Genomic DNA, 25,970 nt, shown 5'->3' with positions numbered 1-25,970 from the left:
TACATCTGGTCAAATACAAACCCATTAAGTTTTCTACAGCGCTTTGATAGCACCTTTTTATCTCGCTAGTTACATCCCCACGCCAATTATCGTCAATATTAGCGGAGTAGTAACAGCGGCCAGTACGGTAGACATCACCAAACTGGCGGCGGCAGGGCCGGTCAATACATTAAATTGGCGTGACATCAGATAAACATTCACACCCGTCGCCATTGACCCCAGCAAGACCACCACCTGAGTTTCCAATGCGGGTAAATTCATGGCCCACGCCAGCGCCCATATCACCATCGGTTGCACAATCAGCTTGAGAAAACAGATAGCGCTGCTGATTTTCCAGCCTTCGCTCACGCGATACTCCGCCAGCCCCATTCCCAGCACAATCAATGATAACGGAGGGGCCACCTGCCCCAGCATGGTGACCGGCTGGTCGATAAATTGCGGCAATTGCAAACCCGTCAGGCTAAATAATGTGCCCGAGATAATGCCGATTATCAGCGGGTTAGTCAGTACACTGCGGGCCGTTTTCGCAAAGCCGGCTAAAGTTGGCGAGCCATTACGCGCCCACTCCACCGAAATTGTCACTAATGTCCACAAAATTAAGCCGTTAAAGACTAAAACCAGCGCCACTGCGGGAATAGACTTTTCTCCCAGCATGATGGTGGCGATAGGTAGCCCCAGCATCACGTTATTGGAAAAAATCCCGCCAAGGGCAAATACCGAACCGGACACACCATCCAGATGAAATACCCGGCTGGCGATGATTCGCCCAATAACAAACACCACCAGACAGCTACCAAAAAAGGCGATAAGCAGACGAGCATCGACCGCTGGGCGCTCGGAGAAATCACACATCATACGAAACAACATGGCAGGTAATGCGAGAGAGAAAACAAAGCGGGTCAGGCCATCAGTGATAGTGGATGGCCACTTACCAAATCGGACTAAACCGTAGCCCAGTGCGAGCAGCACAAACAGCGGTGAAGACAAGACAATCTGGTGCCAGAGCGAAATAACAAAGGCGGGCATGATTCACTTCCTGTCAAGCCGGGCCAGGTCAGCCCGTAAATGTAAGAATGGCTGACCTGTTCTGTTTTCCGTTTTATTTATATCAAAGTCATTGGAGTTACAGGTAGGCAGCAAATGAACAAATCCCGATGAACATACTCATGTATGTCATTCGGGTGAGTGAGTGCGGCTAACACCCTTGTGACTTCAAGTACGAAGGTAGAAGTCTGTACTAATCAAATCTATACGGTCAGTACAGATACAGTCAACGCCCCAATTTAACAATTCCTGCGCGCGCGCGGGTTGGTTGACGGTATACACCAAAATATGCAGCCCGGCGGCTCTGAGTAAAGCGACCCGCTCTGCCGTCAGTTGCTTGTGATTAATATGCAGAGAGACACAATCTAGCTGACGCGTCATTGCCAGCCAATTTTCATCCCATTTATCCAATAATAGGCCGCGCGGCAGCTCAGGTGCCGCCTGCTGTGCTGCGGCCAGTGCCTCAAATGAAAAAGACGACAATAACGGCGGTATGGCCTGGTCTTGCCACAAGGTGCGGGCCGCTAGCGCAACAGCCCGCCCGGTAGGAATGTCAGTTCCCGTGGTCGGCTTTATCTCAATATTTGCCGCCATGCTGTACTGGGCGCAGCGAGCAGCCACCTCAGAGAGTAATGGCAAGCGCTCACCGTGAAATGCCGGGCTATACCAATCACCGGCATCCAACTGAATCAGCTTTTCCCAAGGTAAATCCCCAGCGACACCCCAGCCGTTACTGGTGCGCTCTAGGGTGTCGTCATGCAGTAGAAATATCTGGCCGTCTTGCGATAACTTAGCATCAAACTCGATCATTTTGTGGCCGTGATGCGCGCCAACATCAATCGCCGCCAAGGTGTTTTCGGGCGCTAATGCGCCGCCACCCCGATGAGCAACAATAGTAGGGTAAGGCCAATTTTCACTCATGATTCCATCCGTAGTCCGCTTTCTGAATCAAAAAAGTGCAGCGCCGCAGGTGGCAAATACAAATACAGCATACTGCCCGCCGTCGGCATTTCTTCATGAGATAAACGGGCGATAACACTCTGCCCACCCCATTGCCCATGTGCCAAATTATCCGCCCCTAACAATTCGAGCGTTAATAAAGCCATCGGGATCCCCTGCGCTGACGTTGTTTGCTGAATATGCTCCGGACGAACACCCAAGGTCAAGTGGCGTGAGGCCCATTGTGGTCGTGGAACCGCCAGCGGAAGTGCCATACCGTCGGATAAAATAAAGTTACGCCCATCCGGGCTGACGGTTCCGGCGAGCAGATTCATTGCCGGTGAACCAATAAAGCTGGCGACAAACAATGAGGCTGGCCGTTGATAAACCTCACTTGGCGTGCCAATTTGTTCTGCCACACCTTTGTTCATCACAATCACTCGCTGGGCCAGCGTCATGGCTTCGACCTGATCATGAGTCACATACAAACTGGTGGTTTTCAGCCGACGATGCAATTGTTGCAGTTCAAGGCGCATCTGCACTCGAAGCTTGGCATCCAGATTGGAAAGCGGCTCGTCAAATAGAAATACCGACGGCTCGCGCACAATAGCTCGACCCATCGCGACACGTTGGCGCTGACCTCCAGATAGCTCGCGTGGCTTGCGTTTAAGCAGCGGTTGCAGCTCCAAAATTCGGGCCGCTTCATCAACGCGCTGGCGGATCTGCTCCTTGCCAAAACCACGGATTTTCAACCCATAAGCCATATTGTCAAACACACTCATATGGGGATATAACGCGTAATTCTGAAACACCATGGCGATGCCGCGATCTTTGGGTTCCAAATCAGTTACCCGTTGATTATCAATATAGATATCCCCACTGGTGGTGCGCTCTAGCCCCGCGACCATCCGCAGCAATGTCGATTTACCGCAGCCGGACGGGCCGACCATCACGATAAACTCACCATCCGCAACATCTAAATCAATCTGCTTTATCACCGGCGTGACGCCGTCATAAGATTTGGTTACTGCTTGGAGCTTTAAACATGCCATATCAGATTACTTCTCACTGTCTACCAGGCCGCGTACAAACCAGCGCTGCATCACAAGGACCACCGCGACCGGTGGAATTAACGTCAAAATCATTGCTGCCATCACCTGATTCCACTGGGTTGGTGCGCCCGAGGTAGAAATCATGCTTCTAATTCCCGCCACCGCCGTGCCCATCGAAGCATCACTGGTAATCAGGATTGGCCAGAGATACTGGTTCCACCCATAGATAAAAGTGATAACAAATAGTGCCGCCAAATTGGTTTTGGAGAGTGGCAAAACGATGTCCCAAAAAAAGCGCATGGCACCCGCGCCATCAATTCGAGCGGCTTCCAATAACTCATCTGGCAGAGTCATAAAAAATTGGCGGAATAAAAATGTTGCTGTGGCAGAGGCCATCAATGGCAGAGTGAGGCCGGTGTAGCTGTCAAGCATGTTCAGGTTAGCAATCACTTGAATTGTCGGAAAAATACGCACTTCCACGGGCAGCATTAAGGTGAGGAAAATCAGCCAGAAAAACAGATTTCGCAGCGGAAAACGGAAGTAAACAATGGCATAGGCAGACAACATCGACACCGTGATTTTACCGACGGTAATCGCAAACGCCATCACAAAACTGTTAAACAGCATCAGCCCAAAAGGCGCACTGTTATTGCCTACACCGGCATGCCAAATGTGGCTGATGTTCTGCCATAAATGTGGGCCGGGAATCAGGGTCATCGGCACCTGGAATACCTGCGTGTCATCCAAAGACGCTGCGACAAAAGCCACATATAGCGGGAACAGAATCAGTAACACGCCGATAATCAGCATGACATGACAAAAAATATCCAGCCCACGGCGATTCTCAATCATTGGTAACGTACCTTACGCTCAACAAAGCGGAACTGGATAACCGTCAGGCCAATCACCAGCAACATCAGAACAACCGATTGAGCCGCTGAACTGGATAAATCCAATCCGGCAAAACCTTCACGGTAAATTTTATAAATCAAGGTCGTGGTGGCCTGCATCGGGCCGCCGCCTGTCGCCGCATCTATCACCGGGAAAGTATCAAAGAAGGCATAAACCAGATTCACCACCAGCAGGAAAAAACTTACCGGTGAAATCAGCGGCAAGACCAAATTGAAGAAACGGCGAACTGGCCCGGCACCATCAATAGCCGCAGCCTCGACCAGTGAGCGGGGGATCGATTGCAGTGCAGCAAGGAAAAACAAGAAGTTATAACTGATTTGTTTCCACACCGAGGCCAGCACCACCAGAAACATCGCCTGCCCACTGTTTTGTGCGTGATTCCAGTTGTAGCCTAGAGTGGCAAGGAAATGGGTTATCAAGCCCAGCCCTGGGTTGAATAAAAATATCCACAGCACCGCCGCCACGGCGGGAGCAACGGCATAAGGCAAAATCAGTAACGTTTGATAGATACGGCTGCCCCGTAAAACGTAATCCACCATCGCGGCGAGAAACAATGAAACAATCAGACCAATGCCTGCCACCAGCGAGCTGAAAATAAGTGTGGTGTAAAATGAGGCCAGATAGTATTCATCATGAAACAGCGCAATAAAATTACTCAGCCCGACAAACTCGCTAGACAAGCCAAATGGATCCAACATTTGCACCGAATACCATAGCGCTTCACCCGCTGGCCACAGAAAGAAAACAGCCGTGATGGCCAGTTGCGGTAATACCAACAGGTAAGGTAACCAACTACAGGAAAAACCGGGACGGGAAGATGACATAAAATTAACCGTTTATCGAACAGGGTATTGATTACCACCAGAGTGCTAATCGAAACGTCACGTCTTAATTTAATACAATACTATTTGGCGTTACTGACATAGGCAGTTTGGGTCGGGTCAGTGCGCAGCCCAAACTGCCAGATAAAATGGCCAAAGAATGTTATTTGTTTGCTTGCTCAAAGCGACGCAGCAGAACATCACCCCGCGTTACTGCGGTATCCAGCGCTTCCTGAGGCGTTTTCTTGCCTGTCCATACACCTTCCAATTCTTCGTCTACCACGGTACGAATCTGTGGCATATTGCCCAGACGTAAACCCTTGGTGTACGGCAAAGGCGGCTTGTTCAGCATTTGGCGGGTTGCAACATCAGCACCTGGATTCTTATCATAGAAGCCTTGTTGCTTGGTCAGCTCATAAGCGGCGGTAGTGATAGGCAGGTAGCCTGTCTTCTGATGCCATTCGGCAGCAATTTCTGGTTTAGCCAAGAATTGCAAGAATTCAGCCACACCTTTGTAAGTGTCTTTATCTTTACCATCCATCACCCACAAGCTGGCACCACCAATAATGGCGTTTTGCGGGGCATTCTTGGCATCTGCGTCATAAGGCATCATACCAACGCCGTAATTAAACTTGGCGTAATGGCGAATATCTGCAAGTGAACCGGAAGAGGCGGTGGTAATAGCACAATCGCCATTATAAAACTTGGCCGTTGATTCATCCTTGCGGCCAAAATAGGTGAAATCACCTTTTTTATTCATATCCGACAGCAATTGAATATGTTTAACCTGCAAAGGTTTGTTGAACTCTAATACGGCATCAGTGCCATCAAAACCATTATTCCGGCTGGCAATTGGCTGACCATGCCAGGCACTGAAGTTCTCAATTTGAATCCAGCCCTGCCAGCCGCTGGCGTAACCACAACTTGAACCCGCAGCACGTAATTTAGCGGTATCTTCTGCCAGTTCTTGCCACGTTTTCGGCGGCTGATCTGGATTCAAACCCGCTTTCTTGAATGCATCTTTGTTGTAATACAGCACCGGAGTGGAGCTGTTAAATGGCTGGGATAATAAATGTCCAGTTTTCGCATCGGTGTAATAACCCGCAACCGTAGGGACAAAGACAGATTCATCAAAATTAATATTAGCGTCTTTAAATACCTGGAATACCGGTTTAATGGCCTTACTGGCCATCATTGTTGCGGTGCCAACTTCATAGACCTGCAGGATAGCCGGTGCTTTCCCTGAGCGGAAAGCCGCAATACCTGCCGCCAGGCTTTGTTCGTAGTTACCTTTATAGACCGGCACAATTTTATAATCGGTATGAGACTGGTTAAAACGATCTGCTAACGAATTAACTTCTACTCCTAACTCGCCTTCCATCGAGTGCCAGAAAGGAATTTCAGTGACCGCCATTGCATTGGCACTGAATGCCAAGGTCAGCGCGATACAAATCGATGTTTTACCAATAGTGTTGTTAAACATATCTTGCCCCTGAATAAATCTGTATGGCTCACCTCAATGAACTGCGGCGGATGAGCGAAATAAATCAGTTTTTGTTCGAAAGCAAACATGACACTGTTTCATGACAGAAATATAACTTCAAGATGACATTAAAATGACAAAAATAAGAACTAACACGATATTATTTTTTAATATCATATTCTGTTATTCATGCAATTATTTTATCAAATAATGAGACACATGATTTAATGAAAAATTACAAGACAAAAACAATGAAAATTTAAACATCAATAAAGAATTAATTCAATTACTTAGCTTCAATTAATTTTCTCTCCTTAAATTGGTCGAATCGTTATTGAACCTCATCTATCTCACATGATAGTGTTTGTTCGCCTTGTGAGTGACACTATATTAATATAACCATATTAGCGCCCTCGTTATTATTGTTTTATATAACTCACAAGGGCCATCAGAGGAAAATAATGCCTATTCAATTTGAATGGGGTTTTTGTATAATGGACTATCAGGTATCTATGATGAAAAAGACTCTATTATCTATTATTACAGTAGCAGTATTGGCGAGCAGTACTATTGTTCATGCGCAACCGCTCGATAGAGACATACCGGTTACAGCAGAAATTAATGGTTCAATCAGTATGACAAAAATTAATGGTGATGCATTTAATAATATCGCCATGGAATATGACCATGCCAAGAATGATGGTACATATGAATACATTGAACCCATTAAAATAACGAGTAACACTGGGACTAAAGTCAACATCAAGCTCAGAAACCCACTTGTTCTAGAGGGTGACTCTGGTGGTGCGGTAAAAACATTTGATGATGTTGTCGTGCGGCTAGGGCAATCACAACTCGGGGTGGGCGGTGTAAATTTCTCCTTAGATAATAATAATGAGATGAACCGTGCGTTAACTATAAGGGCTAAAAAACCCGCAGACGCCCTATCTGGCGAAACGTATACAGGGACGCTTCAACTGACTATCGAAGATTTTGCTTAAGCACACATCAGTTAAATAAATACATGCAGTCAGCAGATTAACCTCCTGGCTGCTTTATCCTTTGACTTAAATATATATCATCATGGTTTAATGAAAACCATCAACACATAAAATATATTCGTCTGAGGAGATCTGTTTCTATAAAAATAATCAATAATGGAATGGAATCCAATGAAAAAAAGAATGGGTGTTAATCAGATAGTTTTATTTGTTTTACTACTCCCAATATTTAATTCAATACATGCGAAAAATATAACCATAGAGTATTTGGTTCCAGATGGATTTTCAGCTATTGAAGAGAATGGCACCATAGAGCTATTAGGTATATTTGATGGGAAGATCTTACCTGCAAAAATATTTTTCTCTGAAAAGAAACAAACTTTAAATTTCGATCATCAGCAATATCGCGATAATAATGTTGATGAACAATCAATCATATTGTTAGAGCAAATTTTGCTCCAAATCCCCTACTTACAATGCCAAAACGGTTGTGACTATATTGTATCCGGATACAACGTCATTCTAGATAAGATAAATCAGGTTATCACCATTACCAATAATAACAGCCGCTACCTGATGCCAACCACTACGTGGGGATTGGTACATAACCAATCTTTTGACCTGCGCATGACAGCGAAAAACTACCGTGCTGTATCTGCCCGCGGGAACGGCTACCTCGGGCTACCTCTTCAATCCTATGGTTTTGTGCAATGGTTCTATAACACGGCCCGCTCGAAGAGACATTACCCGCTAGCAAGTCAATCGCAATACCAGCAGATGACTCAAATGGGCATTGACAGTTGGTATCTGCAAAAGAATTTTCAAACCCTTTACATGCGGGCAGGTAAGCAAAACAATTTGGATAACAGCGCAGGCAGTGTCCATACCTTGATTAATCCTGCATTAGAACAATTTGTGACCATGGGTAGCCAAAGCTATTTAGCCCTTGATAAACCCTCGGCAGGCAGTTTGATACTGTACGCAATTTCTGATGGTGATTATGAAATCTACCGTGATAACCAACTTATTCGCCGGATTCCTGCGCAACTTGGCCGCAATGAAATTGATTACAGCCAACTTCCTGGCGGCTATTACAACGTTGATATTCGCTTAGTGGATAACACCGGGCGCGTCGTCAGCCAAGAAAATCAAACCATCAGCAATTTAAGCACTCAAACCAATGATGGTTGGTTCCTGTCCATGGGCAAAGGGGCGACACGTAACAAACACCATGCTCATCATCTGGCGCAATTTGGCCGCAGTATGAAAATACAAAGTATTCAAACCAATATCTTATTGCTTAAAGATGATAGTCGCCACTGGGCGGCAGAAGCCAACATATCGCGCCCATTAGAATTTTCTGGCTTTAATATCACCCCGACCTTTAGCGTGATGTCTGGTGAAAAACACGGTGGGGGATATCTGCGTTTAGAGGGTGGAAATCCTGCAGTAGGATATTTCACTACGGCCCGCTATCAAACACCCGATGTGTCGATATATGCACCAAACTCGGGCAGTACATCAGCATCTTATAGCCGCCGTTTAGGGCCAACTCAGCTTAGTTATCAATTCAATCAATATAAAAGTCATCATCGGCATCGTATTCAAAGCAGTTGGGACTGGCGGCGGCCACAATTTGGTCTAAATCTGTCCCTTGGTGTGCAAAAAGGCGGGCAGTGGCACAGCCGAAACAACTACGGGGTATTTCTTAATACCACATTGTCCTTCCGTCAGAGCCGCGCCAACATCAATAGCGCTTATGCTCAGCAGAAGTTAAACACCAGTGCCAGTTATCAAAAAGAGTTTACCGATAGCTATGGCACCAGCGCTTTGGGTATCAATGGTAGCACCAGCGGCAAAATCAATGGGATCGGAACTTTTGCCCAACGTAGTGGAAGTCGCGGGGATATTTCCGCCCGAGCAGGTATCGATAACAAGATAGCTAACGGCGGCATCAGCTACAGAGGCATGCTAGCCATTGGTCCACAAGGAACGGCATTAGGGCGCAGTAGTTACAGTGGCACGGCATTATTGATAGAAACGCCAGAGTTATCAGGTACACCTTATAACTTCCACGCGGAAGGTATCCCGATAAGTGGTGGAGGGACCTACGCCATACCGATTCCCCGCTATCAAGACCGTTTCTTTGTCCGCACCCATAACGATAGCAGTGATCTGGACATGAACATTCAACTGCCGGTCAATATTATCCGTGCACATCCAGGACAAGTCTTTATCAGTAAAGCCGATATTACCCTTGACATACTTTACAGCGGCTTCCTTAAAGACAAACAAAATCGACCTATTACAGGAATTATTGAGGAGACTGGAGATACCGTTCACCCCAATGGGCTGTTTGCCATTAATTCTGACGTGATGCTGCAAAATATCACCGTTCAAAATAGCGCTGCCCGTTATCGCTGCAATATGCGTCAGCAACATGAGCATATTTATCACTGTCACCTCGACCAACATCAACAGGAATAACTATGAAATATAATAAGTTATTATCGGCTGTTATCTTGCTGCTAGCCCCTATTGCTGCAACTTATGGGCAGTTAATGGCCCTTCCTACGCGCACAACGGTCGAAGCTTTGGAGCAAAACCGCACTGTGCAAGTTTATAACAGCGGCGATAAAGCACTTTATTTAGATATCTCGCTGCAACGAGTGGATAACCCAGGGGTGACTCCAGAGAAAAAGACGCTAATTAGTGATATTTCTCAACCTGAGATGATTTTCAACCCGAACCGGATTACGTTAGGGCCGAAACAAAAGCGCGACATAAAACTGTTGCCATTGAAATCGCCCACTCAGGAAACGCTTTATCGCTTGTATATCGATCCGATAGTTGCGACCAAAATCTCTGGAGAAAGCGAAGATAAAAGCAAAATCCACACCCCGATGACAATCAGTATTGGCTATGGTGTGCTGATTCATCATATTCCGCCAATGACAACGCAATCTCGCCGCTGGCAACATCAATGTTTGCCTGATGGGCTAATACTGAGCTCCACTGGTAATATCCACAATAAATTTACACAACTAAAATCGCGCGATAACAGTACGCTGACAGATAGCCTAAACCTGTACCCAAGTACACCTATCACCTTATTGGTAAAACAGCTTAACGGGCGGGTAGATAATGAAACCTTTACGGTTAATTGCAGCTAGTTTATTACCAATGAATGTTTTTGCCGCCATCGATATTCAACCGCATGTATTGGAAATACAGCAATCCAATGCCGTGGTAAATGTCATTAATCAAGGCACAAAAACCCAGTACATCAGGGTTCAGTTGTTTCAGGTAAATAATCCCGGTGAATCCCCAGAGCAAGAGTCATTAACTCCTATTGGGGAACAACTTCAACCAATGCTATTTGCCGCTCCCGCTAAATTAACGCTCGGCCCAAGCCAGAGCGCAAGAATCATTATTAAAGCATTGCGTTCGCCTGATAAAGAGCAGGTTTATAGATTATCAGTAGCACCTGAAAATACGCTAAAAGTAGCCGGTGGGCCGGGGGCAGTTGTTGGTGTACAACTAAGTTATATGGGGTTGGTAAGGCATTTACCCGCCTCATCTCAACAGCAATGGGTACATCACTGCATCAACGGAAAGTTAACATTAGAAAACACCGGAAATACCCGTCTACAGTGGCATAAACTTAAAACTCTGTTAGGAGAAATAGACGATTTTAATCTCTATCCTAATCAACGTCGGCAACTATCTGTCAGTAATGTACAAGGGATGATTGAAGATAAATTTGTCAACTTGCAGTGCTCTGCTGAATAAAAATAAGGAGCGTTATGAACATGATAAAAATAGCAGCCATATTACTATTCCTCCCCTGGTATGCTGCTTCAGCAGGGACTCCTATTTTATTAGGGGATATTGACGTCAAATTAGAAGTTACCGCCCAGCCTAGAATCGAGGTAGAAAAACCGCAAGGTGGCTGGTACACCAGCATCAAACTACATTCTCGTCTGGATAATCATAAAATTTATCAATCTGAAGTTCCCATAACAGTAAAGCTGCGTCGGCAAGATGGCTTCCGTGTTTCAGTTAAAAATCCGCTGGTGCTAATACGTCAGACGAATGATGCTGGTGCATCCAGAGTGGCATTCTCACCAGCTGAAATACGTTGGGGGCAGGACCGCGCAACTTTGCGCCCACTCTCAGCAACCCCCGAAACCTTCACTGTAAATAGTGGGAAATCCAATTTAATTAGCACTGACTATATATTGCAAATTTCAGCACTGGCACCAAGTGGACAAGATATCGCGGGGAAGTATTACGGGCAGCTAACATTAATATTTGAAACAAATAGCTAAAAATCATCTTTGATGGTCATGGAGAGACACCAAATGAAGACAAAAAGCAAAAAATTATTGATCGGGTTATTGCTGTTAATATTGCACCCTGTAGCGATGGCGAATCCTTATTTTTATGACTATGTCCAATCCTATTCTAACTGCTCAGCCAAACTATTAGACGATGGCAGTGTGAAAGTTTCATTTCAGGCTAATTTGATTGATGGCTTATTTGGTCAAAGTACGAATGAACACCAAGTTAAATGGGGGGAATTAGTTAACATTCCTTATGAAGGCCTGAAAAATACATCATTAGACTCACACAATGCTCTGCTTTCACTCTATTTCTTTAATACTGATGGCTCGCCAAATTTAAATATTAATGTACAACACATTCATGACACTTCTCTTAATGGCATTAGCCATGGGAGCTCAAATAATAATATTAAAGAAATTAAGTTTAACAGCCATCAGGTTGTATTTAATGACACTCACTACTATGTATCATTTACGACTAATGCAAATACCCTCAAAAATATCAGAATCGGTGCAACTGTTGGTGGCATACTTATTTCCAATGGACAGGAATATTCTCTACTTTCATCAAAGGGTGTTTCATTTAACCCTTTAGGCAACCAATGTGAACTCTTTGACCCTCAAGCAAATATTGCACCATCGTCCCTAAAAGTTGATCCTAAATTCCGCTTATCAACGGCTACTTGGCAATTAACTAATATTGATTTGGATAATTTACTCGATAAGACTTCTGATGATGATGGCTTACATGCTCCGCTGATAAATCCATCCGCCAATCGTTTTTGTATCAGCTATCGGGCCATAGGAATACACAACAACCACTATATGATAAGCGCGAGTAGTATAAATGGGTTAGCACCGAGCAGCCAATATTTTCAATTAAAAGAAAATAAAGGGAATAACATAATTAACTATCGAGTGGCACTAATAAATGATGAACATGCCAAAACAGATTTTTCATTGCCACCAACCTATGAAAAATTTGTACATTTGAAGGCGGACAATAGCGCTGGTGAAGAAAAAATGTGTTGGTCACCGGAAATACGACTTTACCATACTGATACTACAGATAAAGGGAGTTATAGCGACACGCTGAATTTCACTATTACCCCTTTAGCATAAGGTTTATCAGATAAATAATAAGGCCCTGAACCGGGCCTTAATTAAAAATGCAAATAAGTTGAAGAAATGTTTAACCGCCCAGGTAAGCAGAACGCACGGCTTCGTTGGCCAGCAATGCCGCACCGGTATCTTCCAGAACGATACGGCCATTCTCCAACACATACCCTCGGTCGGCCAATTTCAGCGCCTGGTTCGCATTCTGTTCAACCAAGAAGATAGTCATTCCCTCTTCTCTTAGTTGTTGAATAGTATCGAATATTTGCAAAATAATAATCGGTGCCAGGCCCAGAGACGGCTCATCCAACAGTAACAACTTAGGCTGGCTCATCAAAGCACGCCCAATTGCCAACATTTGCTGTTCACCACCAGACATAGTGCCAGCCCGCTGGACACGGCGCTCAAACAGCCGTGGGAATAAGTCGTAAACTCGCTCAATACGCTGTTGATATTGCTGGCGATCAGCAAAAAAACCGCCCATTGCCAGGTTTTCTTCAACCGTCATGCGGGAAAACATCCGGCGACCTTCCGGCACAATGGCAATCGCCTCACGCATAATGCGCGCGGTCTGCCAGTCGGTAATATCCTGCTCACCAAACACAATGCTGCCTTCAGTGGCGCGAGGTTCGCCGCACAAGGTGCCCAGCAGGGTGGTTTTACCCGCCCCATTAGCACCAATTAAGGTAACAATTTCACCTTGTTGAATGTGCAGACTAACCTGATGCAGTGCTTGAATTTTGCCGTAATGGGCTGAAACTTTATTAAATGACAACATGTTATGTTTATGCCTCGCCCACTTTTATTCGCCCAAATAGGCCCGGATCACATCCGGATTATTACGGATTTCTGCTGGTGAGCCATGCGCCAACGGCGTCCCCTGATTCACCACATAAATACGATCAGAAATCCCCATCACCAATTTCATGTCGTGCTCAATGAGCAATACCGAAACTCGGTGCTGGTCGCGCAACTCCATAATTAACTGATTCAACTCATCAGTTTCTTTCGGGTTCAGGCCAGCGGCTGGTTCATCTAACATTAATAGCTCAGGGCGGGTCACCATACAGCGGGCAATTTCCAAACGGCGTTGCTGCCCGTAAGCCAAATTCCCCGCCTGACGGTTGGCCAGATCCAATAATCCGACACGCTCTAACCAGGTTGCTGCACGCTCTAATGCATCAGCCTCCGCCCGTCGAAAGCCCGGAGTTTTCAGCAAGCCAGCAAACACACCACTTTTAAGATGTTGGTGTTGCGCCACCAGCAGGTTCTCGACCACGGTCATCTCACGGAACAAGCGCACATGTTGGAAAGTCCGAATCACGCCCATTCGAGCAATTACCTGTCCAGGTAGCCCTTCAATATGGCGATCTCGTAATTTAATGGTGCCGCCAGTCGGGCGATAAAATCCGGTCAGGCAGTTAAAAATTGTGGTTTTACCCGCGCCATTTGGCCCAATCAGCGAGACTATCTCCCCTTGATTGAGATGCAGGCCAACATTGTTCACCGCCAATAACCCACCAAAGCGCATCGACAGCCCTTCAACAGCTAACAAAGGTTGCGTACTCATGCTTGCTCCCCCTGCTTCGCTTTGATGTCGGCAACTTTCAGCTTCAACTGTGGCCGTTTCATTGGTAACAGGCCCTGCGGCCGCCAGATCATCATCAATACCATCAATGCACCCAGCAACAACATACTGTAAGCATTGAGATCTCGCATTAATTCACGCGAAACCACCAGCAATACAGCAGCCAGAATAACGGCGAACTGTGACCCCATTCCGCCGAGTACCACAATCGCCAAGACAAAAGCGGATTCCACAAAAGTGAAAGATTCAGGGCTAACAAACCCTTGCCGGGCAGCAAACAGCGTGCCGGCGAAACCAGCGAAAGCGGCACTGATGGTAAATGCGGTTAGCTTGATTTTTGTTGGACTCAAGCCCAGTGAGCGGCAGGCAATTTCGTCTTCGCGCAATGCTTCCCAAGCCCGCCCCAATGGCATACGTAACAATCGGTTAATCACAAACAGAGTTAGGATTACCAGCAACAGCGCTACCATATACAGGAAAATGATGCGGTCGCTTGGGTCATAAGTGAGGCCAAAGAAATTGTGGAAAGTGTCCCAGCCCCCGTCTTTCGCGGTGCGGCTGAACTCCAAACCAAACAGAGTAGGTTTAGGAATTTGGCTAATACCATTCGGCCCACCGGTAATTTCAGTATTATTGAGCAGCAAAATACGCACAATCTCACCAAAACCGAGTGTCACAATGGCTAAATAATCCCCGCGCAAACGTAAGACCGGGAAACCCAACAGGAAGCCCGACAGTGCCGCGATAATCCCTGCCAGAGGCAAACTTTCCCAGAAACCTAAACCGTAATAGTGATTCAGTAAAGCATAGGTATAGGCACCGATAGCATAAAACCCACCGTAACCCAGGACTAACAAGCCTGATAGCCCGACCACAACGTTCAATCCCAGCCCTAACATGACGTAAATCAGTGTCAGAGTCGCGATATCAACTGAACCTCGCGAGACCAAAAACGGCCAAGCTATTGCGGCGATAATAATTGCCGCGGCCAATAACTTCTGGCGTGGTGTCGTGCCGTCAAAGCTGGGTAATACCCATGCCGGGCCAGAGACTTTTTTAATCCCCTGCTGAATGAATGGGCGCACTAACTGGAAGAAAAACACGACGAGACAAGCCGCGCCAATCCACAGCCAGCGTACTTCTGAAGCGCCTTGCACAATAAGTTTGGTGCCGTCTAACTGTAACTGCAATCCCATCACAAAGGATGCGAGAACCAGTAAAACGAAGCTGGAAATAATGGCGTTTAGGAAATTGAGTTGTTTCATACTTTTTCAACCTCCGGGCGGCCTAAAATCCCGGTCGGCATCACTAACAACACGACAATCAGTAATGCGAATGAAACCGCATCTTTGTATTCTGTGCTGAGATAAGCAGAAGTTAATGCTTCCGCGACCCCCAGAATCAAGCCGCCAATCATCGCGCCCGGAATACTGCCGATGCCGCCTAATACCGCGGCGGTAAAGGCTTTCATACCAGCCATAAAGCCGATGTATGGGTTAATCACACCATAAAATTGCCCCAGCAAAACCCCAGCGACAGCGGCCATCAGCGCACCGATAACAAAAGTCAGCGAGATAACCCTGTCCGTGTTAATGCCCAGTAAACTGGCCATTTTTAAATCTTCGGCACAGGCACGGCAGGCGCGGCCCATACGGGAATAGCGGATAAAGAGTGTCAGCCCCAGCATAGCGAGGAAGGTCACTATCCAAATGGTCAACTGCATGGTGCTGATGGTCGCGGCAAAGCCATTAGCCTCTGCCAATGTCCACTGGCCAGTCACCAAGCTCGGTAACGCCAGATCCCGCGAACCTTGGGTCAAGCTGACGTAGTTTTGCAAGAAGATAGACATCCCAATCGCTGAGATCAGTGCGATCAAGCGCTTGGAGCTACGAACCGGCTTATATGCAACCCGCTCAATACTCCAACCATAAGCACTGGCAATCACTATTGATACGAGAAAAGCAGAGCCAATCAATAACCAACTGGCATCGATACCCATCATCATCAATGCGGCGATCACGATAAAGGAGACGTAGCTGCCTATCATATACACTTCGCCGTGGGCAAAGTTGATCATGCCGATAATGCCATACACCATGGTGTAACCAATGGCGATCAGCGCATAAGTGCTGCCCAACGTCACGCCGTTGAACATCTGTTGCAGGAAATAAAGAAACTGCTCTGACATACCCTAACCCTTTGATTCACTTGCCTGGCTGCCCTAGTCAACTGCGCCTAATCTACTGTGTGCAGAGAGGAAGAATCCCCCCGGAACGTGGGGGGATGCAGTTGGTAAAAGGGGCCGGATTGCTGCAACAGCAACCCTACAACTTGATTATTCTAATATTATTGTTATTTGACTGCGGTAGATGAGCCATCCGCATGCCATTCAAAAATACCGAACTCAAACCCTTTCAGATCGCCTTTCTCATCCCAGTTCAATGGCCCCATCACTGTTTCTACCGGCTTGCCGGTTTTCAGATCCTTGACTAAATCAGCGGGTTCTTGGCTGCCGCTACGTTCCATCGCAGTTGTCAATGATTGCAGCGCAGCGTAGGTCGTCCAGACGAATGGGCCAGTAGGGTCCAGTTTCTTCGCTTTCAGCGCATCCACGATAGGTTGGTTAGTAGGAACCTGGTCATAGCGTTTTGGTAATGTCACTAACATGCCTTCAGAAGCATCACCTGCGATGTTAGACAGTGAGGAGTTACCCACACCTTCTGGCCCCATAAAGCGAGCGGTCAAGCCAGCTTGCTTCGCCTGGCGCAGAATTTGGCCCATTTCTGGGTAGTAGCCGCCGAAATAAACAAAATCGACGTTTTCTTTCTTCAAGCGAGCAACCAGTGTAGAGAAATCTTTATCGCCTGCAGTCACACCTTCAAACAGCACAGGTTCTGTACCTTGCTTTTTCAGGCTATCACGTACAGAGCGCGCCAAACCTTCACCGTATTGCTGCTTATCATGTATGACAGCAATTCGTTTAGGTTTGATAGTTTCAAGGATATATTTTGCCGCCGTTGGGCCTTGATCAGAGTCCAGACCTGTGGTCCGCATAATCATTTTATAACCACGGGTGGTCAGGTCAGCATTGGTGGCCGCAGGGGTGATCATAATCACGCCTTCATCTTCATAAATATCTGAAGCAGGCTGAGTTGAAGAGGAACACAGGTGTCCGATTACATAACGGATGCCGTCATTAATCACTTTGTTAGCAACAGCTACCGCTTGTTTCGGGTCGCAGGCATCATCGTATTCCACACCGACCAATTTATCGCCATTAATTCCGCCTTTGGCATTGATATCAGCAATAGCCTGACGAGCACCGGTAAATTCCATGTCACCGTATTGGGCAACCGGGCCAGACATTGCGCCAACAATGGCAACTTTGATGTCTTTCGCCAGCACAGAATGACTCATCGCCATTGCTATACACCCAGCCAGCAACACTTTACCTTTTGTTAATTTCATCCGCGAATTCCCCATCTGTCATTGTGAACGTGCTTGTTGTGTTGGTCTGAACGTTTTATAGCGCCGTAACGTTTTCTTCATAAGTAATAATGATTTAGTCTCAAAAGTCATACTTTTTTCTAATAAGACTTTATTTTTCATGCTATTAAACAGGAGTTTTATGCTGTAAATCAACTGAGACAAGCAGAAACAAGCGGTGTAAACAGCATAAAATTAGGATTAAATTGAATGGGTTTTACTCAAATGATAGTAGATTGTGCTAGTTATGTGATCATTTACTCTGTTAAAACTCGGAAAATGCAGTAGCGAAAAAACATTTTCCCCCGTGAACGTACAGAAAAACTTACACAACTCTCTGACCCGTGATCTAGTACAATAAACCACAGCCCTATAACCCTTACATCTTTGCGGTCTATCGACGATGAAACTGACTATTGAACAATTAACAACCCTTACTCATCAGGATCTTACCGATTTAGCGAAAATCTGGCCTGAGCAGCAACACACTGTCTGGCAGCAATGGATTAATGACGGTAAACCGCTCTTTGCCGCGCGATTTAATGAGCGCTTGTTAGGAGCAGTTAAAGTTAGCGTAGATGGCCAACAGGCCGAGCTTCAGGATTTATATGTCAGAGAAGTGACGCGCCGGCGTGGTGTGGGGCTTTATCTTATTGAAGAAACATTGCGCCAGTTAGCGCAAGTGAAGCACTGGCAATTGAAGGACGATCAGGTGGCAACCGCAAACCGTGAAGCGGTGGATGGTTTCATGCGTGCCTGTGGTTTTAGTCGCGGCACTCACAGTTGGCAGCGGTGAATATCAGAAAAGCAAAAGGGCGATATAATTATCGCCCTTTCAGTTGTGTTACAGCATCTAACTCGCTGTATTAGGCTTCAATCGCCATACGTAATTTTTTCATCGCATTCTTTTCAAGCTGACGAACACGTTCAGCAGATACACCGTACTGATCAGCCAGCTCCTGCAACGTAGACTTATTGTCATCATCCAGCCAACGAGCACGGATAATATGCTGACTCCGCTCGTCTAAACCTTCCAACGCATAAGACAATTTGTCTGCTGCGTGATTGTCCCAGTTATCCTCTTCAATGCCATCAGCAAAGTCTGAGGTTTTATCCTGTAAATACAGGACGGGTGCCATAGATTGGCCATCACGAGCTTCGTCATCTGGAGATGGGTCGAAAGTCATATCCTGAGCGGACATGCGCGATTCCATCTCACGAACATCTTTACTGGTCACACCCAGTTCTTTGGCAACCAGCTCGACTTCATCCTGATTGAACCAGCCTAAACGCTGCTTGGTTTTACGCAGGTTAAAGAACAACTTACGCTGAGCTTTAGTGGTCGCGACTTTAACAATCCGCCAGTTACGCAGAACATATTCGTGAATTTCTGCTTTGATCCAGTGTACCGCGAAGGACACCAGACGCACCCCAACTTCGGGGTTAAAACGGCGAACCGCTTTCATCAAGCCAATATTACCTTCCTGAATAAGGTCAGCCTGTGGCAAACCATACCCGGAATAGTTACGGGCAACATGAGCAACAAAGCGCAGGTGAGACAGGATTAGCTGTTTAGCCGCCTCCAGATCGCCCTGGTAATGCAGCCGTTCAGCCAGTTCCCGCTCTTCCTCTGCAGTCAGCATTGGATAGGCATTGGCAGCCCGAATATAGGCTTCCAGACTACCTTGGGGTACTAAGGCTAAAGTTTGCATTTCTTTGGTCATTCGAAACCCTCTCATTGCATTCATGTTTAGTGCAAATTTCTCTCAGCGCCGATATTTTAGCACCTGCTTAAGCAGATTCAAGCGCTGGGCACCTTATCATTTCACTGTGTTGTTCGACCGGTTATTACCATAAAAGTTCAAACTGGATCACAGTTTCAACTGTTGATTTTAGCAGATAACTCACTGCGCGTATCAGGGGGAGTCTATGGAACTAACAGGCAAATAATGACCCTTTCCCTGCCTTAACTGAGCACCGCAGGGAAAGAGTATAACAAACATTTTTTACTGCGGTGTAAATCGGCGTAAATGTTGAACCGTCGCCAGCCAAGCTGCAATCCAGCCAATCATGGCAGAGATCAATACCAACAGCAGGCACTCATCCCAGCTTAAACCATGTAGTACAAAGCTCGTTCCGAATACTGTGGCGACCTGCGTAACAACCGACCCGAGCTTCCATACCAACGCTTCAGAGAGTATTAGTGATAACACCGCGCCACCAAAGCCGAGCATTGCGCCACCATTTAAGAATGGCCGTAGGATAAACCCATCAGTCGCCCCAATCAGTTTCATGACATTGATAGTATCGCGACGGCTAAAGATACTCAGACGCACACTGTTACCAATGACCAGGAATACGGCAACCACCATCAACACGCCAATCATTGCCGCAACTTGCCCAACTAGCCCGGTCAATGCCGCCAAACGAGCAAACCAACTGTCATCCATACGAACTTCAGCGACCCCCTCAACCTTACTGACCCGGTCACGCAAGGTATCGAGCGTACCTGAGCTTTGGAAATCCAGCTTAGGCGTAATAATGGCAACCGCAGGCAGTGGGTTTTCTTCCAGCATATCCAAAGCACCGCCAAAACCAGACCAGTTACGAAACTCACCCATCGCTTCTTCACGCGACAGATAATTAACTTTCTCAACACCAGCTTCTGCTTTCAGCGCGGTCACGACATTTTCAGCCGCGTTATCATCCAGCGCTTTATCCAGATACACCGTCAACTGTGGGGTTGGATACCATTGATCCGCCGCTTGGCCGACATTCTTCCACACGATATAACACACACTCGGCAGTGTCAGTGAGATGGCAATCACCATCACGGTGAGTAGTGTCGCCAGTGGCTGGCGCATCATATCGGCAATAGCATTAACCCACGAATAGCGCCACTGTTCGCGCCAACCGCCCTTCAACGCCTTGGTTTTTGCTTTCTGCGCACTATTATTCGCCATGATGCGCTCCTGACATCCGCCCCTGACTTAATGTCAGAATCGGGTAGCGCCGCCGGGCAATCAACGACGTATCGTGGGTAGCCATTAACACGGTAACACCCACACGGTTAAACTCTTCGAATAAACGCAAAATGCCTTCAGATAGCGCATCATCCAAGTTACCAGTCGGTTCATCGGCCAGTAATACTGCGGGCTTGTTTACCACCGCACGAGCAATACCAACACGCTGTTGCTCACCACCAGAAAGCTGAATAGGGAAGTTTTTCGCTTTATCCAACAGCCCTACTTTATCTAATGCCGCTGACACCCTGCGGCGAATATCTTCGGTACTGGCACCAGCGATAATCAATGGCATGGCAACATTGTCATATACCGTTCTGTCCAACAGCAGGTGATGATCTTGGAAGATCATCCCGATCTGGCGACGCAAAAAAGGTACTTCGCGGTTTTTCAGGCGGCTGATATCATGACCACCAAACCAGATATGGCCGGCACTGGGGCGCTCGATACCACAAATCAGTTTCAGCAGAGTACTTTTCCCTGCACCGGAATGGCCGGTCAAAAACGCCATTTCCGCTGGACGCAGATGAAAATCTACCCCTTGCAGCGCCTGTCGTCCGCCCAGATAAGCTTTACTGACCTGTTCAAAGCGAATCATCCGTATTAATCCTCTCGGGCAAAAAGAGCCTCAATAAAATCGTCAGCCTTAAATGGCCGTAAATCCTCTATACCTTCCCCAACACCGATGTAGCGAATTGGGATACCGAACTGATCCGCGATGGCAAAAATCACCCCGCCCTTGGCGGTGCCGTCGAGTTTAGTTAGGGTAATTCCGGTCAGGCCCACAGCTTCATTAAACAGTTTCGCCTGACTAACCGCATTTTGTCCGGTACTGGCATCCAACGTCAGCATAACCTCATGGGGGGCATCGCCGTCCAGCTTTTTCATCACACGAACAATCTTCTTCAGCTCTTCCATCAGGTGGGCTTTATTTTGCAGACGCCCTGCCGTATCAGCCAAGAGCACATCAATACCACGCGCTTTAGCCGCTTGGATCGCATCGAAAATGACGGATGCAGAGTCAGCGCCAGTATGTTGTGCAACAACAGCAATCTTGTTGCGATCACCCCAAACTTGCAGCTGTTCTACTGCCGCCGCGCGGAAAGTATCACCCGCGGCCAGCATGACGGATTTCCCCTCGGCCTGGAATTGGCGTGCCAACTTGCCGATGGTCGTAGTTTTACCCACGCCATTCACACCAACCATTAAAATAACAAATGGATTCTTACCACTGACGTCTAATGGTTTGTCCACTTTAGACAGAATTTCAGACATTTCCTCTTTGAGTTTGCCATACAACGCTTCGGCATCTTTTAGCTGCTTACGGCTGGCATGCTCTGTCAAAGAAGTAATGATTTTTCGGGTTGTTTCGACGCCAACATCTGCAATTAGGAGCTGTTCTTCTAATTCTTCAAACAAATCGTCGTCGATTTTCTTGCCACGGAATAGCCCCATAAAACCGGAGCCAAGATTCTGTTTAGTTTTAATTAAACTGCGCTTTAATCGTGCAAAAAATCCTTCTTTGGTTGGCCGCTCTTGTTCTTGAGCCGCAACAGCTACGATTTCTTCTTCAACTTCAATTTCTTCTTCCAGAACAGGAAGTTCCTCAACGATCTCGGCCTGAGGTTGTTCTGCAATAGCTTGTGGCTCTGGGATATCGATAACAACATTGCCTTCCGTCAACGGCAATTCTGGCGCACTGACGGTGCCTTCATCCCATGAGTCAATATTACCTTTCTCACTCTGGGCCTGTGAGAAGTGATGCTGTAAATATTGGCGATCTTCAGAAAAATCGATGGATTCTTCAACTGACTGCGCAGTGGGCTCAGCCTCGACTTCCGGCAGAGTTTCAGCCGCAGCTTCGCTAATCGCGGCGCTATCCCATTCACCTGGGGTTAAGGTAGAGCGCTCGGCCACTGGCTCGTGATCTTCTACCTCAACAGATATATTTTCTGAAACTATTTCAGCCTGTTTTTCGCTGATAACTTGCTCTTCTACAGCATGTTCAGCTAAATCTTCTTTCTCAGTAGCCAATGGCTCTGCTGTGTGTTCTTCATTCTGGCGGCCTAAACCCAGCCAGGAAAGAAATCCACGTTTTTTTTCTTTTGCCATTTTTGGACTCTAATTACTTTGGGTTTGCACAAATAAGATAATAGTTCGCAAGTCTATCACTTTCCCCTGAACAGCAACACGCACACGATGCTGCTTTCTATTGTGAATTCAATCAACAAAGGTTTAACGTTTCCCCCACACTGCACTCATTGGTAGAATAAGAACTAACTTTTTTATTCAGTGCTGCAATACTGGCCAACTTTCAAGCAAAGTGATCTATGGCAAAGCGACCTATAGCAAAAACAAAACAAGCTACACAACCGTCGGCAGGACAAATCCGGATCATTGGTGGTAAATGGCGAGGACGCAAATTACCTGTACCGGATAGCCCTGGACTGCGCCCTACCACTGATCGGGTCAGAGAGACATTGTTCAACTGGCTTGCGCCAATGATTCAAGGTGCCCGATGCCTGGATTGTTTTGCGGGCAGCGGTGCCTTAGGGCTGGAAGCGTTATCGCGCTATGCGGGTGAAGCCATTCTGTTAGAAGCTGACAGGCATGTTGCTAAGCAACTGAGCAGCAACCTAACATTATTGAGTGCTGACACTGGGCAAGTGGTCAACACTAATTCTTTACAATGGCTAGCCCAGCCGGGTCAACCTTTTGATTTGGTGTTCCTTGACCCCCCTTTCCGTAAAGGTTTACTGGCGGAAACTATCAATTTATTGGAGCAATTCAACTGGCTAACTGCCGATGCCTGGATTTATGTTGAAGCTGAGGCTGAGAGTGCCGCCGCTGATGTCCCCGCCAGTTGGCAGTTACATCGAGAGAAAATTGCTGGGCAGGTTGCCTACCGCCTCTATATTCGTCGTAAAGATACTCCCCAAGAGCGGGTATCAATTGAAGAACAGGAGCAACACCATGTGGATTAATCTCGGCCGGCTATTGATGTTGGGGGTATGGTTTTTCTTATTGCTGAATCTGTTTCAGCCGTTCCCTAAGCCTTTGAAATATTTTATTAATGTTGCGATGATCTTCATGGTTTTGATGCATGGTTTACAACTGATATTGCTTAAATCCACCCAGCCAAAAGACCAGCCGATCAGTGGGTTACAACAATTGAAAATTTTTGTGTTCGGCGTTTTCGAATTATTGGCCTGGCAAAAGAAGCAACCACCGCTGCCTAAGAAATAATAGTGACTGTCGTTATATCCTGCGTTTTATCATCCAGTAGGATTATGGTAGCAGGTTGTTTATTTGGCGACTGAACTTGGAGTAAAACCAATATAGCGGGTCCCTTGTATGCGTAAAGTGCCCTTTGCGCCTTGCTCTATTCGGTTATATTCCTGCTGCGGCAGTACCATTTTGATGTTACTGCCCTTGCTTACCTCAATTCCACTCAGTAGTGGCCGGAAATAAACTTCATAGCGTTTTTCTTCAGCAACAATCTCTTCACGTTGACGTGAACGGCGGTTTGGCGCTAATACTTCACGTTTATCAACAACTTCAACTTGTAAACTGCGCACGGGTAAGCGGTCATTTTCTGCATCTTGCCGTTTCTTCTGCCAATATTGGCGAGTGGCCAACACAACAATCAATACCACCACGGCAATAAATAATAACGGAAGTTTGTTCATAATCATCTTGCCCATTCAATCTCACTCGCAAGAGGGATTTATGGTTTATTCCCTGGCAGATAAGGGAAACTCATCACGTTGCTGCCCAGTTCGGAAATGCGGGCACTGCCCTTTTCAGTCACTGCGTCAATACGAATCACTGAGTGAAGGGGAATATAGCTACGGTTAACACCGGAAAATTCTGTCTTCAATTTTTCAGTTGAGGGGTCGACCAGCAAGGTCGATTGGCTATCAAAGACAAAATCAGCAATTTCAATAAACCCAAATAAGGTGCTTGGGCCTACTTCGCGGACATAGAGCTGATAATTTTTACCATTATTTATAAACTGAATGCGATAAAGCAATTGTTCATTGGCCATGTGCTATTGCCTCTATCCCTTGATTTAGCGAACGGAAATCGGCGTTAACATAACATGTGGGCCAGACAAGACCAAGACTTCAGCCGGTCTATCCCTTCGCTAAATCTGATTATGCGTAGTGCTACGCATTAAGTGGCACAAATCATGCAAATCACCATAGTGCTGCTATCACTCTTGGCTTCCATCCCTTACACTTAATTGATGTATGCTCAGAGTCATTGGCGTTGCGGATTATCATTACAACACAGGTACTTTCATTCAAACCTGTATAGAAAAAAGGATAAATAATGAGCTGGCCATTCCTTGCCGTATTCTTTTCTGGTTGGTTGTTTGTCGATGCAACTTACCGAGGCCCACGCTGGCAACGTTGGGTATTTAAGCCTGTCACTCTGCTACTCTTGCTTTTACTTGCATGGCAAGCGCCTATCCTCGGCCCTGCTGGCTACCTGATTGTTTTAGGTCTGCTGGCAACACTGGTCGCCGATGCCTTATTGCTGCTACCCAGTGAGCGCTTACTTTATGCTCTAGGCGCATTCTTCCTCTCTCATTTATTGTATACCATCAGTTTTGCCAGCCAGATGACATTCACCCTGTTCTGGCCGCTCCCCTTGGTGCTCATTATCGTGGGTGCATTACTGTTAGCCACAATCTGGACCCGACTGGAAGAAATGCGCTGGCCGGTGGTTGCGTTCATCGGGATGACATTGCTTATGGTGTGGATGGCTGGTGAACAATACTTTGCTCGTAGCACAGACCTGAGTTTCTCATTGCTGACAGGGACCGTGTTATTGCTGATATCCCATGCAATCTGGCTGCTAAACCGCTATCGCTTTTCTTTCCGAGCTTCAGATGCCATCGTCGCGGGGTGCTACTTTGTTGGGCACTTCCTGATTGTCAGGTCACTATATTTATAATTAACCAATGAATTTATAATTAACCGATGACTACGAAACAGTATTTTCATAGTCATATGGCCTTACGGTTCCAAGGATGGAACCCGTGTGTTCAGCGCAAAGTGCGTTCCTTTCTGTTATATCCTTCTCTTGGTTTCAGCCCCGCTTAGTAATTATTCTCATTTACCCTCTTGACTCTGGAGTTGACTCCAAGGTGT

The 25,970-nt window shown here is 46.6% G+C and carries 27 protein-coding genes; 10 read left to right on the top strand and 17 right to left on the bottom strand.

All coding sequences use genetic code 11. The annotated features are described in order from the left end of the window. Window positions 1–69 precede the first annotated feature (69 nt). The 6 genes from F0T03_RS01230 to ugpB form a co-directional block, all read right to left on the bottom strand. Window positions 70–1,026, bottom strand: coding sequence for an AEC family transporter (locus F0T03_RS01230; RefSeq protein WP_145556116.1), 957 nt, complete (start codon window positions 1,024–1,026; stop codon window positions 70–72). Window positions 1,027–1,212: 186 nt separating this feature from the next. Beyond that, the gene (ugpQ, locus tag F0T03_RS01225; RefSeq protein ID WP_159677079.1) at window positions 1,213–1,965 is read right to left on the bottom strand and encodes a glycerophosphodiester phosphodiesterase; all 753 of its coding nucleotides are present in this window, start codon (window positions 1,963–1,965) and stop codon (window positions 1,213–1,215) included. Beyond that, on the bottom strand, window positions 1,962–3,035 hold the full coding sequence (locus F0T03_RS01220) for a sn-glycerol-3-phosphate import ATP-binding protein UgpC (RefSeq protein WP_159677078.1): 1,074 nt from the start codon (window positions 3,033–3,035) through the stop codon (window positions 1,962–1,964). The genes ugpQ and F0T03_RS01220 overlap by 4 nt, the downstream gene beginning before the upstream one ends. 6 nt (window positions 3,036–3,041) lie before the next feature. Then, entirely contained in the window at window positions 3,042–3,887 is an 846-nt protein-coding gene (gene ugpE, locus F0T03_RS01215) for a sn-glycerol-3-phosphate ABC transporter permease UgpE (protein WP_145556113.1), read from the bottom strand. Then, window positions 3,884–4,771, bottom strand: a complete 888-nt coding sequence (ugpA, locus tag F0T03_RS01210; protein WP_159677077.1) for a sn-glycerol-3-phosphate ABC transporter permease UgpA — start codon at window positions 4,769–4,771, stop codon at window positions 3,884–3,886. The genes ugpE and ugpA overlap by 4 nt, the downstream gene beginning before the upstream one ends. Window positions 4,772–4,931: 160 nt before the next feature. Then, complete coding sequence (gene ugpB / locus F0T03_RS01205) at window positions 4,932–6,251, bottom strand: sn-glycerol-3-phosphate ABC transporter substrate-binding protein UgpB (protein ID WP_145556111.1); 1,320 nt, start codon at window positions 6,249–6,251, stop codon at window positions 4,932–4,934. Between the two features lie 461 nt (window positions 6,252–6,712). Between ugpB and F0T03_RS01200 the strand changes: the two genes are divergently transcribed. From F0T03_RS01200 to F0T03_RS01175, 6 genes are all read left to right on the top strand, one after another. Then, window positions 6,713–7,252 carry a CS1 type fimbrial major subunit gene (locus F0T03_RS01200; protein WP_246169918.1) on the top strand — a complete coding sequence of 180 codons (540 nt, stop codon included), beginning with the start codon at window positions 6,713–6,715 and terminating at the stop codon, window positions 7,250–7,252. A gap of 156 nt (window positions 7,253–7,408) precedes the next feature. Next, entirely contained in the window at window positions 7,409–9,739 is a 2,331-nt protein-coding gene (locus F0T03_RS01195) for a TcfC E-set like domain-containing protein (protein ID WP_208787090.1), read from the top strand. Window positions 9,740–9,741: 2 nt separating this feature from the next. Continuing rightward, window positions 9,742–10,425, top strand: a complete 684-nt coding sequence (locus tag F0T03_RS01190; RefSeq protein ID WP_145556110.1) for a fimbria/pilus periplasmic chaperone — start codon at window positions 9,742–9,744, stop codon at window positions 10,423–10,425. Beyond that, window positions 10,397–11,044, top strand: coding sequence for a hypothetical protein (locus F0T03_RS01185; RefSeq protein ID WP_145556109.1), 648 nt, complete (start codon window positions 10,397–10,399; stop codon window positions 11,042–11,044). The genes F0T03_RS01190 and F0T03_RS01185 overlap by 29 nt, the downstream gene beginning before the upstream one ends. A 14-nt stretch (window positions 11,045–11,058) precedes the next feature. Next, entirely contained in the window at window positions 11,059–11,583 is a 525-nt protein-coding gene (locus F0T03_RS01180) for a fimbrial protein (RefSeq protein WP_208787089.1), read from the top strand. A 33-nt stretch (window positions 11,584–11,616) separates the two neighbouring features. Continuing rightward, complete coding sequence (locus F0T03_RS01175) at window positions 11,617–12,720, top strand: hypothetical protein (protein ID WP_159677076.1); 1,104 nt, start codon at window positions 11,617–11,619, stop codon at window positions 12,718–12,720. A 70-nt stretch (window positions 12,721–12,790) separates the two neighbouring features. Here the strand turns inward: F0T03_RS01175 and livF are convergent, their stop codons facing one another. The 5 genes from livF to F0T03_RS01150 all read right to left on the bottom strand — a co-directional run bounded on the left by livF (window position 12,791) and on the right by F0T03_RS01150 (window position 17,770). Further along, window positions 12,791–13,492: a high-affinity branched-chain amino acid ABC transporter ATP-binding protein LivF gene (gene livF / locus F0T03_RS01170; protein ID WP_145556106.1), complete on the bottom strand. Its 702-nt coding sequence runs from the start codon at window positions 13,490–13,492 to the stop codon at window positions 12,791–12,793. Window positions 13,493–13,516: 24 nt separating this feature from the next. Beyond that, window positions 13,517–14,284, bottom strand: a complete 768-nt coding sequence (livG, locus tag F0T03_RS01165) for a high-affinity branched-chain amino acid ABC transporter ATP-binding protein LivG (protein ID WP_159677075.1) — start codon at window positions 14,282–14,284, stop codon at window positions 13,517–13,519. Beyond that, entirely contained in the window at window positions 14,281–15,567 is a 1,287-nt protein-coding gene (locus tag F0T03_RS01160) for a high-affinity branched-chain amino acid ABC transporter permease LivM (RefSeq protein WP_159677074.1), read from the bottom strand. Before F0T03_RS01160 ends, livG begins: the two co-directional genes overlap by 4 nt. Continuing rightward, window positions 15,564–16,490, bottom strand: coding sequence for a high-affinity branched-chain amino acid ABC transporter permease LivH (livH, locus tag F0T03_RS01155; RefSeq protein WP_145556103.1), 927 nt, complete (start codon window positions 16,488–16,490; stop codon window positions 15,564–15,566). The genes F0T03_RS01160 and livH overlap by 4 nt, the downstream gene beginning before the upstream one ends. 164 nt (window positions 16,491–16,654) lie before the next feature. Continuing rightward, window positions 16,655–17,770 carry a branched-chain amino acid ABC transporter substrate-binding protein gene (locus tag F0T03_RS01150; RefSeq protein WP_145556102.1) on the bottom strand — a complete coding sequence of 372 codons (1,116 nt, stop codon included), beginning with the start codon at window positions 17,768–17,770 and terminating at the stop codon, window positions 16,655–16,657. 421 nt (window positions 17,771–18,191) lie between these two features. Between F0T03_RS01150 and panM the strand changes: the two genes are divergently transcribed. Then, entirely contained in the window at window positions 18,192–18,584 is a 393-nt protein-coding gene (gene panM / locus F0T03_RS01145) for an aspartate 1-decarboxylase autocleavage activator PanM (protein ID WP_145556101.1), read from the top strand. A 70-nt stretch (window positions 18,585–18,654) separates the two neighbouring features. On the opposite strand, the gene rpoH is transcribed toward panM, so the two are convergent. The 4 genes from rpoH to ftsY all read right to left on the bottom strand — a co-directional run bounded on the left by rpoH (window position 18,655) and on the right by ftsY (window position 22,923). Further along, the gene (gene rpoH, locus F0T03_RS01140) at window positions 18,655–19,512 is read right to left on the bottom strand and encodes an RNA polymerase sigma factor RpoH (RefSeq protein WP_025379881.1); all 858 of its coding nucleotides are present in this window, start codon (window positions 19,510–19,512) and stop codon (window positions 18,655–18,657) included. A 282-nt stretch (window positions 19,513–19,794) separates the two neighbouring features. Next, entirely contained in the window at window positions 19,795–20,751 is a 957-nt protein-coding gene (gene ftsX, locus F0T03_RS01135) for a permease-like cell division protein FtsX (RefSeq protein ID WP_145556100.1), read from the bottom strand. Beyond that, on the bottom strand, window positions 20,741–21,409 hold the full coding sequence (gene ftsE / locus F0T03_RS01130; RefSeq protein WP_004391337.1) for a cell division ATP-binding protein FtsE: 669 nt from the start codon (window positions 21,407–21,409) through the stop codon (window positions 20,741–20,743). The genes ftsX and ftsE overlap by 11 nt, the downstream gene beginning before the upstream one ends. A gap of 5 nt (window positions 21,410–21,414) precedes the next feature. Next, window positions 21,415–22,923 (bottom strand): signal recognition particle-docking protein FtsY, encoded by a 1,509-nt coding sequence (gene ftsY / locus F0T03_RS01125; RefSeq protein ID WP_159677073.1) that lies wholly within the window; start codon window positions 22,921–22,923, stop codon window positions 21,415–21,417. Between the two features lie 218 nt (window positions 22,924–23,141). Here ftsY and rsmD point away from each other — a divergent pair, with 218 nt between their 5' ends. Both rsmD and F0T03_RS01115 read left to right on the top strand, forming a co-directional pair. After that, on the top strand, window positions 23,142–23,795 hold the full coding sequence (gene rsmD / locus F0T03_RS01120; protein ID WP_159677072.1) for a 16S rRNA (guanine(966)-N(2))-methyltransferase: 654 nt from the start codon (window positions 23,142–23,144) through the stop codon (window positions 23,793–23,795). After that, a complete protein-coding gene (locus F0T03_RS01115) occupies window positions 23,785–24,057 on the top strand; it encodes a DUF1145 family protein (protein ID WP_145556096.1) in 273 nt (90 codons plus the stop codon). Before rsmD ends, F0T03_RS01115 begins: the two co-directional genes overlap by 11 nt. 59 nt (window positions 24,058–24,116) lie before the next feature. Here F0T03_RS01115 and F0T03_RS01110 read toward each other — a convergent pair whose 3' ends face one another. Together F0T03_RS01110 and F0T03_RS01105 are read right to left on the bottom strand one after the other, a co-directional pair. Next, on the bottom strand, window positions 24,117–24,500 hold the full coding sequence (locus tag F0T03_RS01110) for a DUF2500 domain-containing protein (protein ID WP_159677071.1): 384 nt from the start codon (window positions 24,498–24,500) through the stop codon (window positions 24,117–24,119). A gap of 38 nt (window positions 24,501–24,538) precedes the next feature. After that, on the bottom strand, window positions 24,539–24,859 hold the full coding sequence (locus tag F0T03_RS01105; protein WP_004710182.1) for a DUF1820 family protein: 321 nt from the start codon (window positions 24,857–24,859) through the stop codon (window positions 24,539–24,541). A gap of 287 nt (window positions 24,860–25,146) precedes the next feature. On the opposite strand from F0T03_RS01105, the gene F0T03_RS01100 reads away from it, so the two are divergent. Continuing rightward, a complete protein-coding gene (locus tag F0T03_RS01100; RefSeq protein ID WP_129195380.1) occupies window positions 25,147–25,773 on the top strand; it encodes a lysoplasmalogenase in 627 nt (208 codons plus the stop codon). The last annotated feature ends 197 nt before the right edge of the window (window positions 25,774–25,970 follow it).

It is taken from the genome of Yersinia canariae (assembly GCF_009831415.1).
Classification (GTDB): domain Bacteria; phylum Pseudomonadota; class Gammaproteobacteria; order Enterobacterales; family Enterobacteriaceae; genus Yersinia; species Yersinia canariae.
The sequence above is the reverse complement of the archived record's forward strand: the minus strand, read 5'-3'. Positions and strand labels throughout refer to the sequence as shown.

Coding starts and splice junctions, on each gene's coding strand:
- panM (WP_145556101.1), top strand. CDS start 18,192: ATGAAACTGACTATTGAACAATTAACAACCCTTACTCATCAGGATCTT.
- F0T03_RS01190 (WP_145556110.1), top strand. CDS start 9,742: ATGAAATATAATAAGTTATTATCGGCTGTTATCTTGCTGCTAGCCCCT.
- livG (WP_159677075.1), bottom strand. CDS start 14,284: ATGAGTACGCAACCTTTGTTAGCTGTTGAAGGGCTGTCGATGCGCTTT.
- livF (WP_145556106.1), bottom strand. CDS start 13,492: ATGTTGTCATTTAATAAAGTTTCAGCCCATTACGGCAAAATTCAAGCA.
- F0T03_RS01110 (WP_159677071.1), bottom strand. CDS start 24,500: ATGAACAAACTTCCGTTATTATTTATTGCCGTGGTGGTATTGATTGTT.
- ftsE (WP_004391337.1), bottom strand. CDS start 21,409: ATGATTCGCTTTGAACAGGTCAGTAAAGCTTATCTGGGCGGACGACAG.
- F0T03_RS01160 (WP_159677074.1), bottom strand. CDS start 15,567: ATGAAACAACTCAATTTCCTAAACGCCATTATTTCCAGCTTCGTTTTA.
- ugpE (WP_145556113.1), bottom strand. CDS start 3,887: ATGATTGAGAATCGCCGTGGGCTGGATATTTTTTGTCATGTCATGCTG.
- ugpA (WP_159677077.1), bottom strand. CDS start 4,771: ATGTCATCTTCCCGTCCCGGTTTTTCCTGTAGTTGGTTACCTTACCTG.
- F0T03_RS01105 (WP_004710182.1), bottom strand. CDS start 24,859: ATGGCCAATGAACAATTGCTTTATCGCATTCAGTTTATAAATAATGGT.
- rpoH (WP_025379881.1), bottom strand. CDS start 19,512: ATGACCAAAGAAATGCAAACTTTAGCCTTAGTACCCCAAGGTAGTCTG.
- F0T03_RS01100 (WP_129195380.1), top strand. CDS start 25,147: ATGAGCTGGCCATTCCTTGCCGTATTCTTTTCTGGTTGGTTGTTTGTC.
- F0T03_RS01220 (WP_159677078.1), bottom strand. CDS start 3,035: ATGGCATGTTTAAAGCTCCAAGCAGTAACCAAATCTTATGACGGCGTC.
- F0T03_RS01180 (WP_208787089.1), top strand. CDS start 11,059: ATGAACATGATAAAAATAGCAGCCATATTACTATTCCTCCCCTGGTAT.
- F0T03_RS01185 (WP_145556109.1), top strand. CDS start 10,397: ATGAAACCTTTACGGTTAATTGCAGCTAGTTTATTACCAATGAATGTT.
- ugpB (WP_145556111.1), bottom strand. CDS start 6,251: ATGTTTAACAACACTATTGGTAAAACATCGATTTGTATCGCGCTGACC.
- F0T03_RS01115 (WP_145556096.1), top strand. CDS start 23,785: ATGTGGATTAATCTCGGCCGGCTATTGATGTTGGGGGTATGGTTTTTC.
- F0T03_RS01230 (WP_145556116.1), bottom strand. CDS start 1,026: ATGCCCGCCTTTGTTATTTCGCTCTGGCACCAGATTGTCTTGTCTTCA.
- ugpQ (WP_159677079.1), bottom strand. CDS start 1,965: ATGAGTGAAAATTGGCCTTACCCTACTATTGTTGCTCATCGGGGTGGC.
- F0T03_RS01200 (WP_246169918.1), top strand. CDS start 6,713: ATGCCTATTCAATTTGAATGGGGTTTTTGTATAATGGACTATCAGGTA.
- livH (WP_145556103.1), bottom strand. CDS start 16,490: ATGTCAGAGCAGTTTCTTTATTTCCTGCAACAGATGTTCAACGGCGTG.
- F0T03_RS01195 (WP_208787090.1), top strand. CDS start 7,409: ATGGAATGGAATCCAATGAAAAAAAGAATGGGTGTTAATCAGATAGTT.
- F0T03_RS01175 (WP_159677076.1), top strand. CDS start 11,617: ATGAAGACAAAAAGCAAAAAATTATTGATCGGGTTATTGCTGTTAATA.
- ftsX (WP_145556100.1), bottom strand. CDS start 20,751: ATGGCGAATAATAGTGCGCAGAAAGCAAAAACCAAGGCGTTGAAGGGC.
- ftsY (WP_159677073.1), bottom strand. CDS start 22,923: ATGGCAAAAGAAAAAAAACGTGGATTTCTTTCCTGGCTGGGTTTAGGC.
- F0T03_RS01150 (WP_145556102.1), bottom strand. CDS start 17,770: ATGAAATTAACAAAAGGTAAAGTGTTGCTGGCTGGGTGTATAGCAATG.
- rsmD (WP_159677072.1), top strand. CDS start 23,142: ATGGCAAAGCGACCTATAGCAAAAACAAAACAAGCTACACAACCGTCG.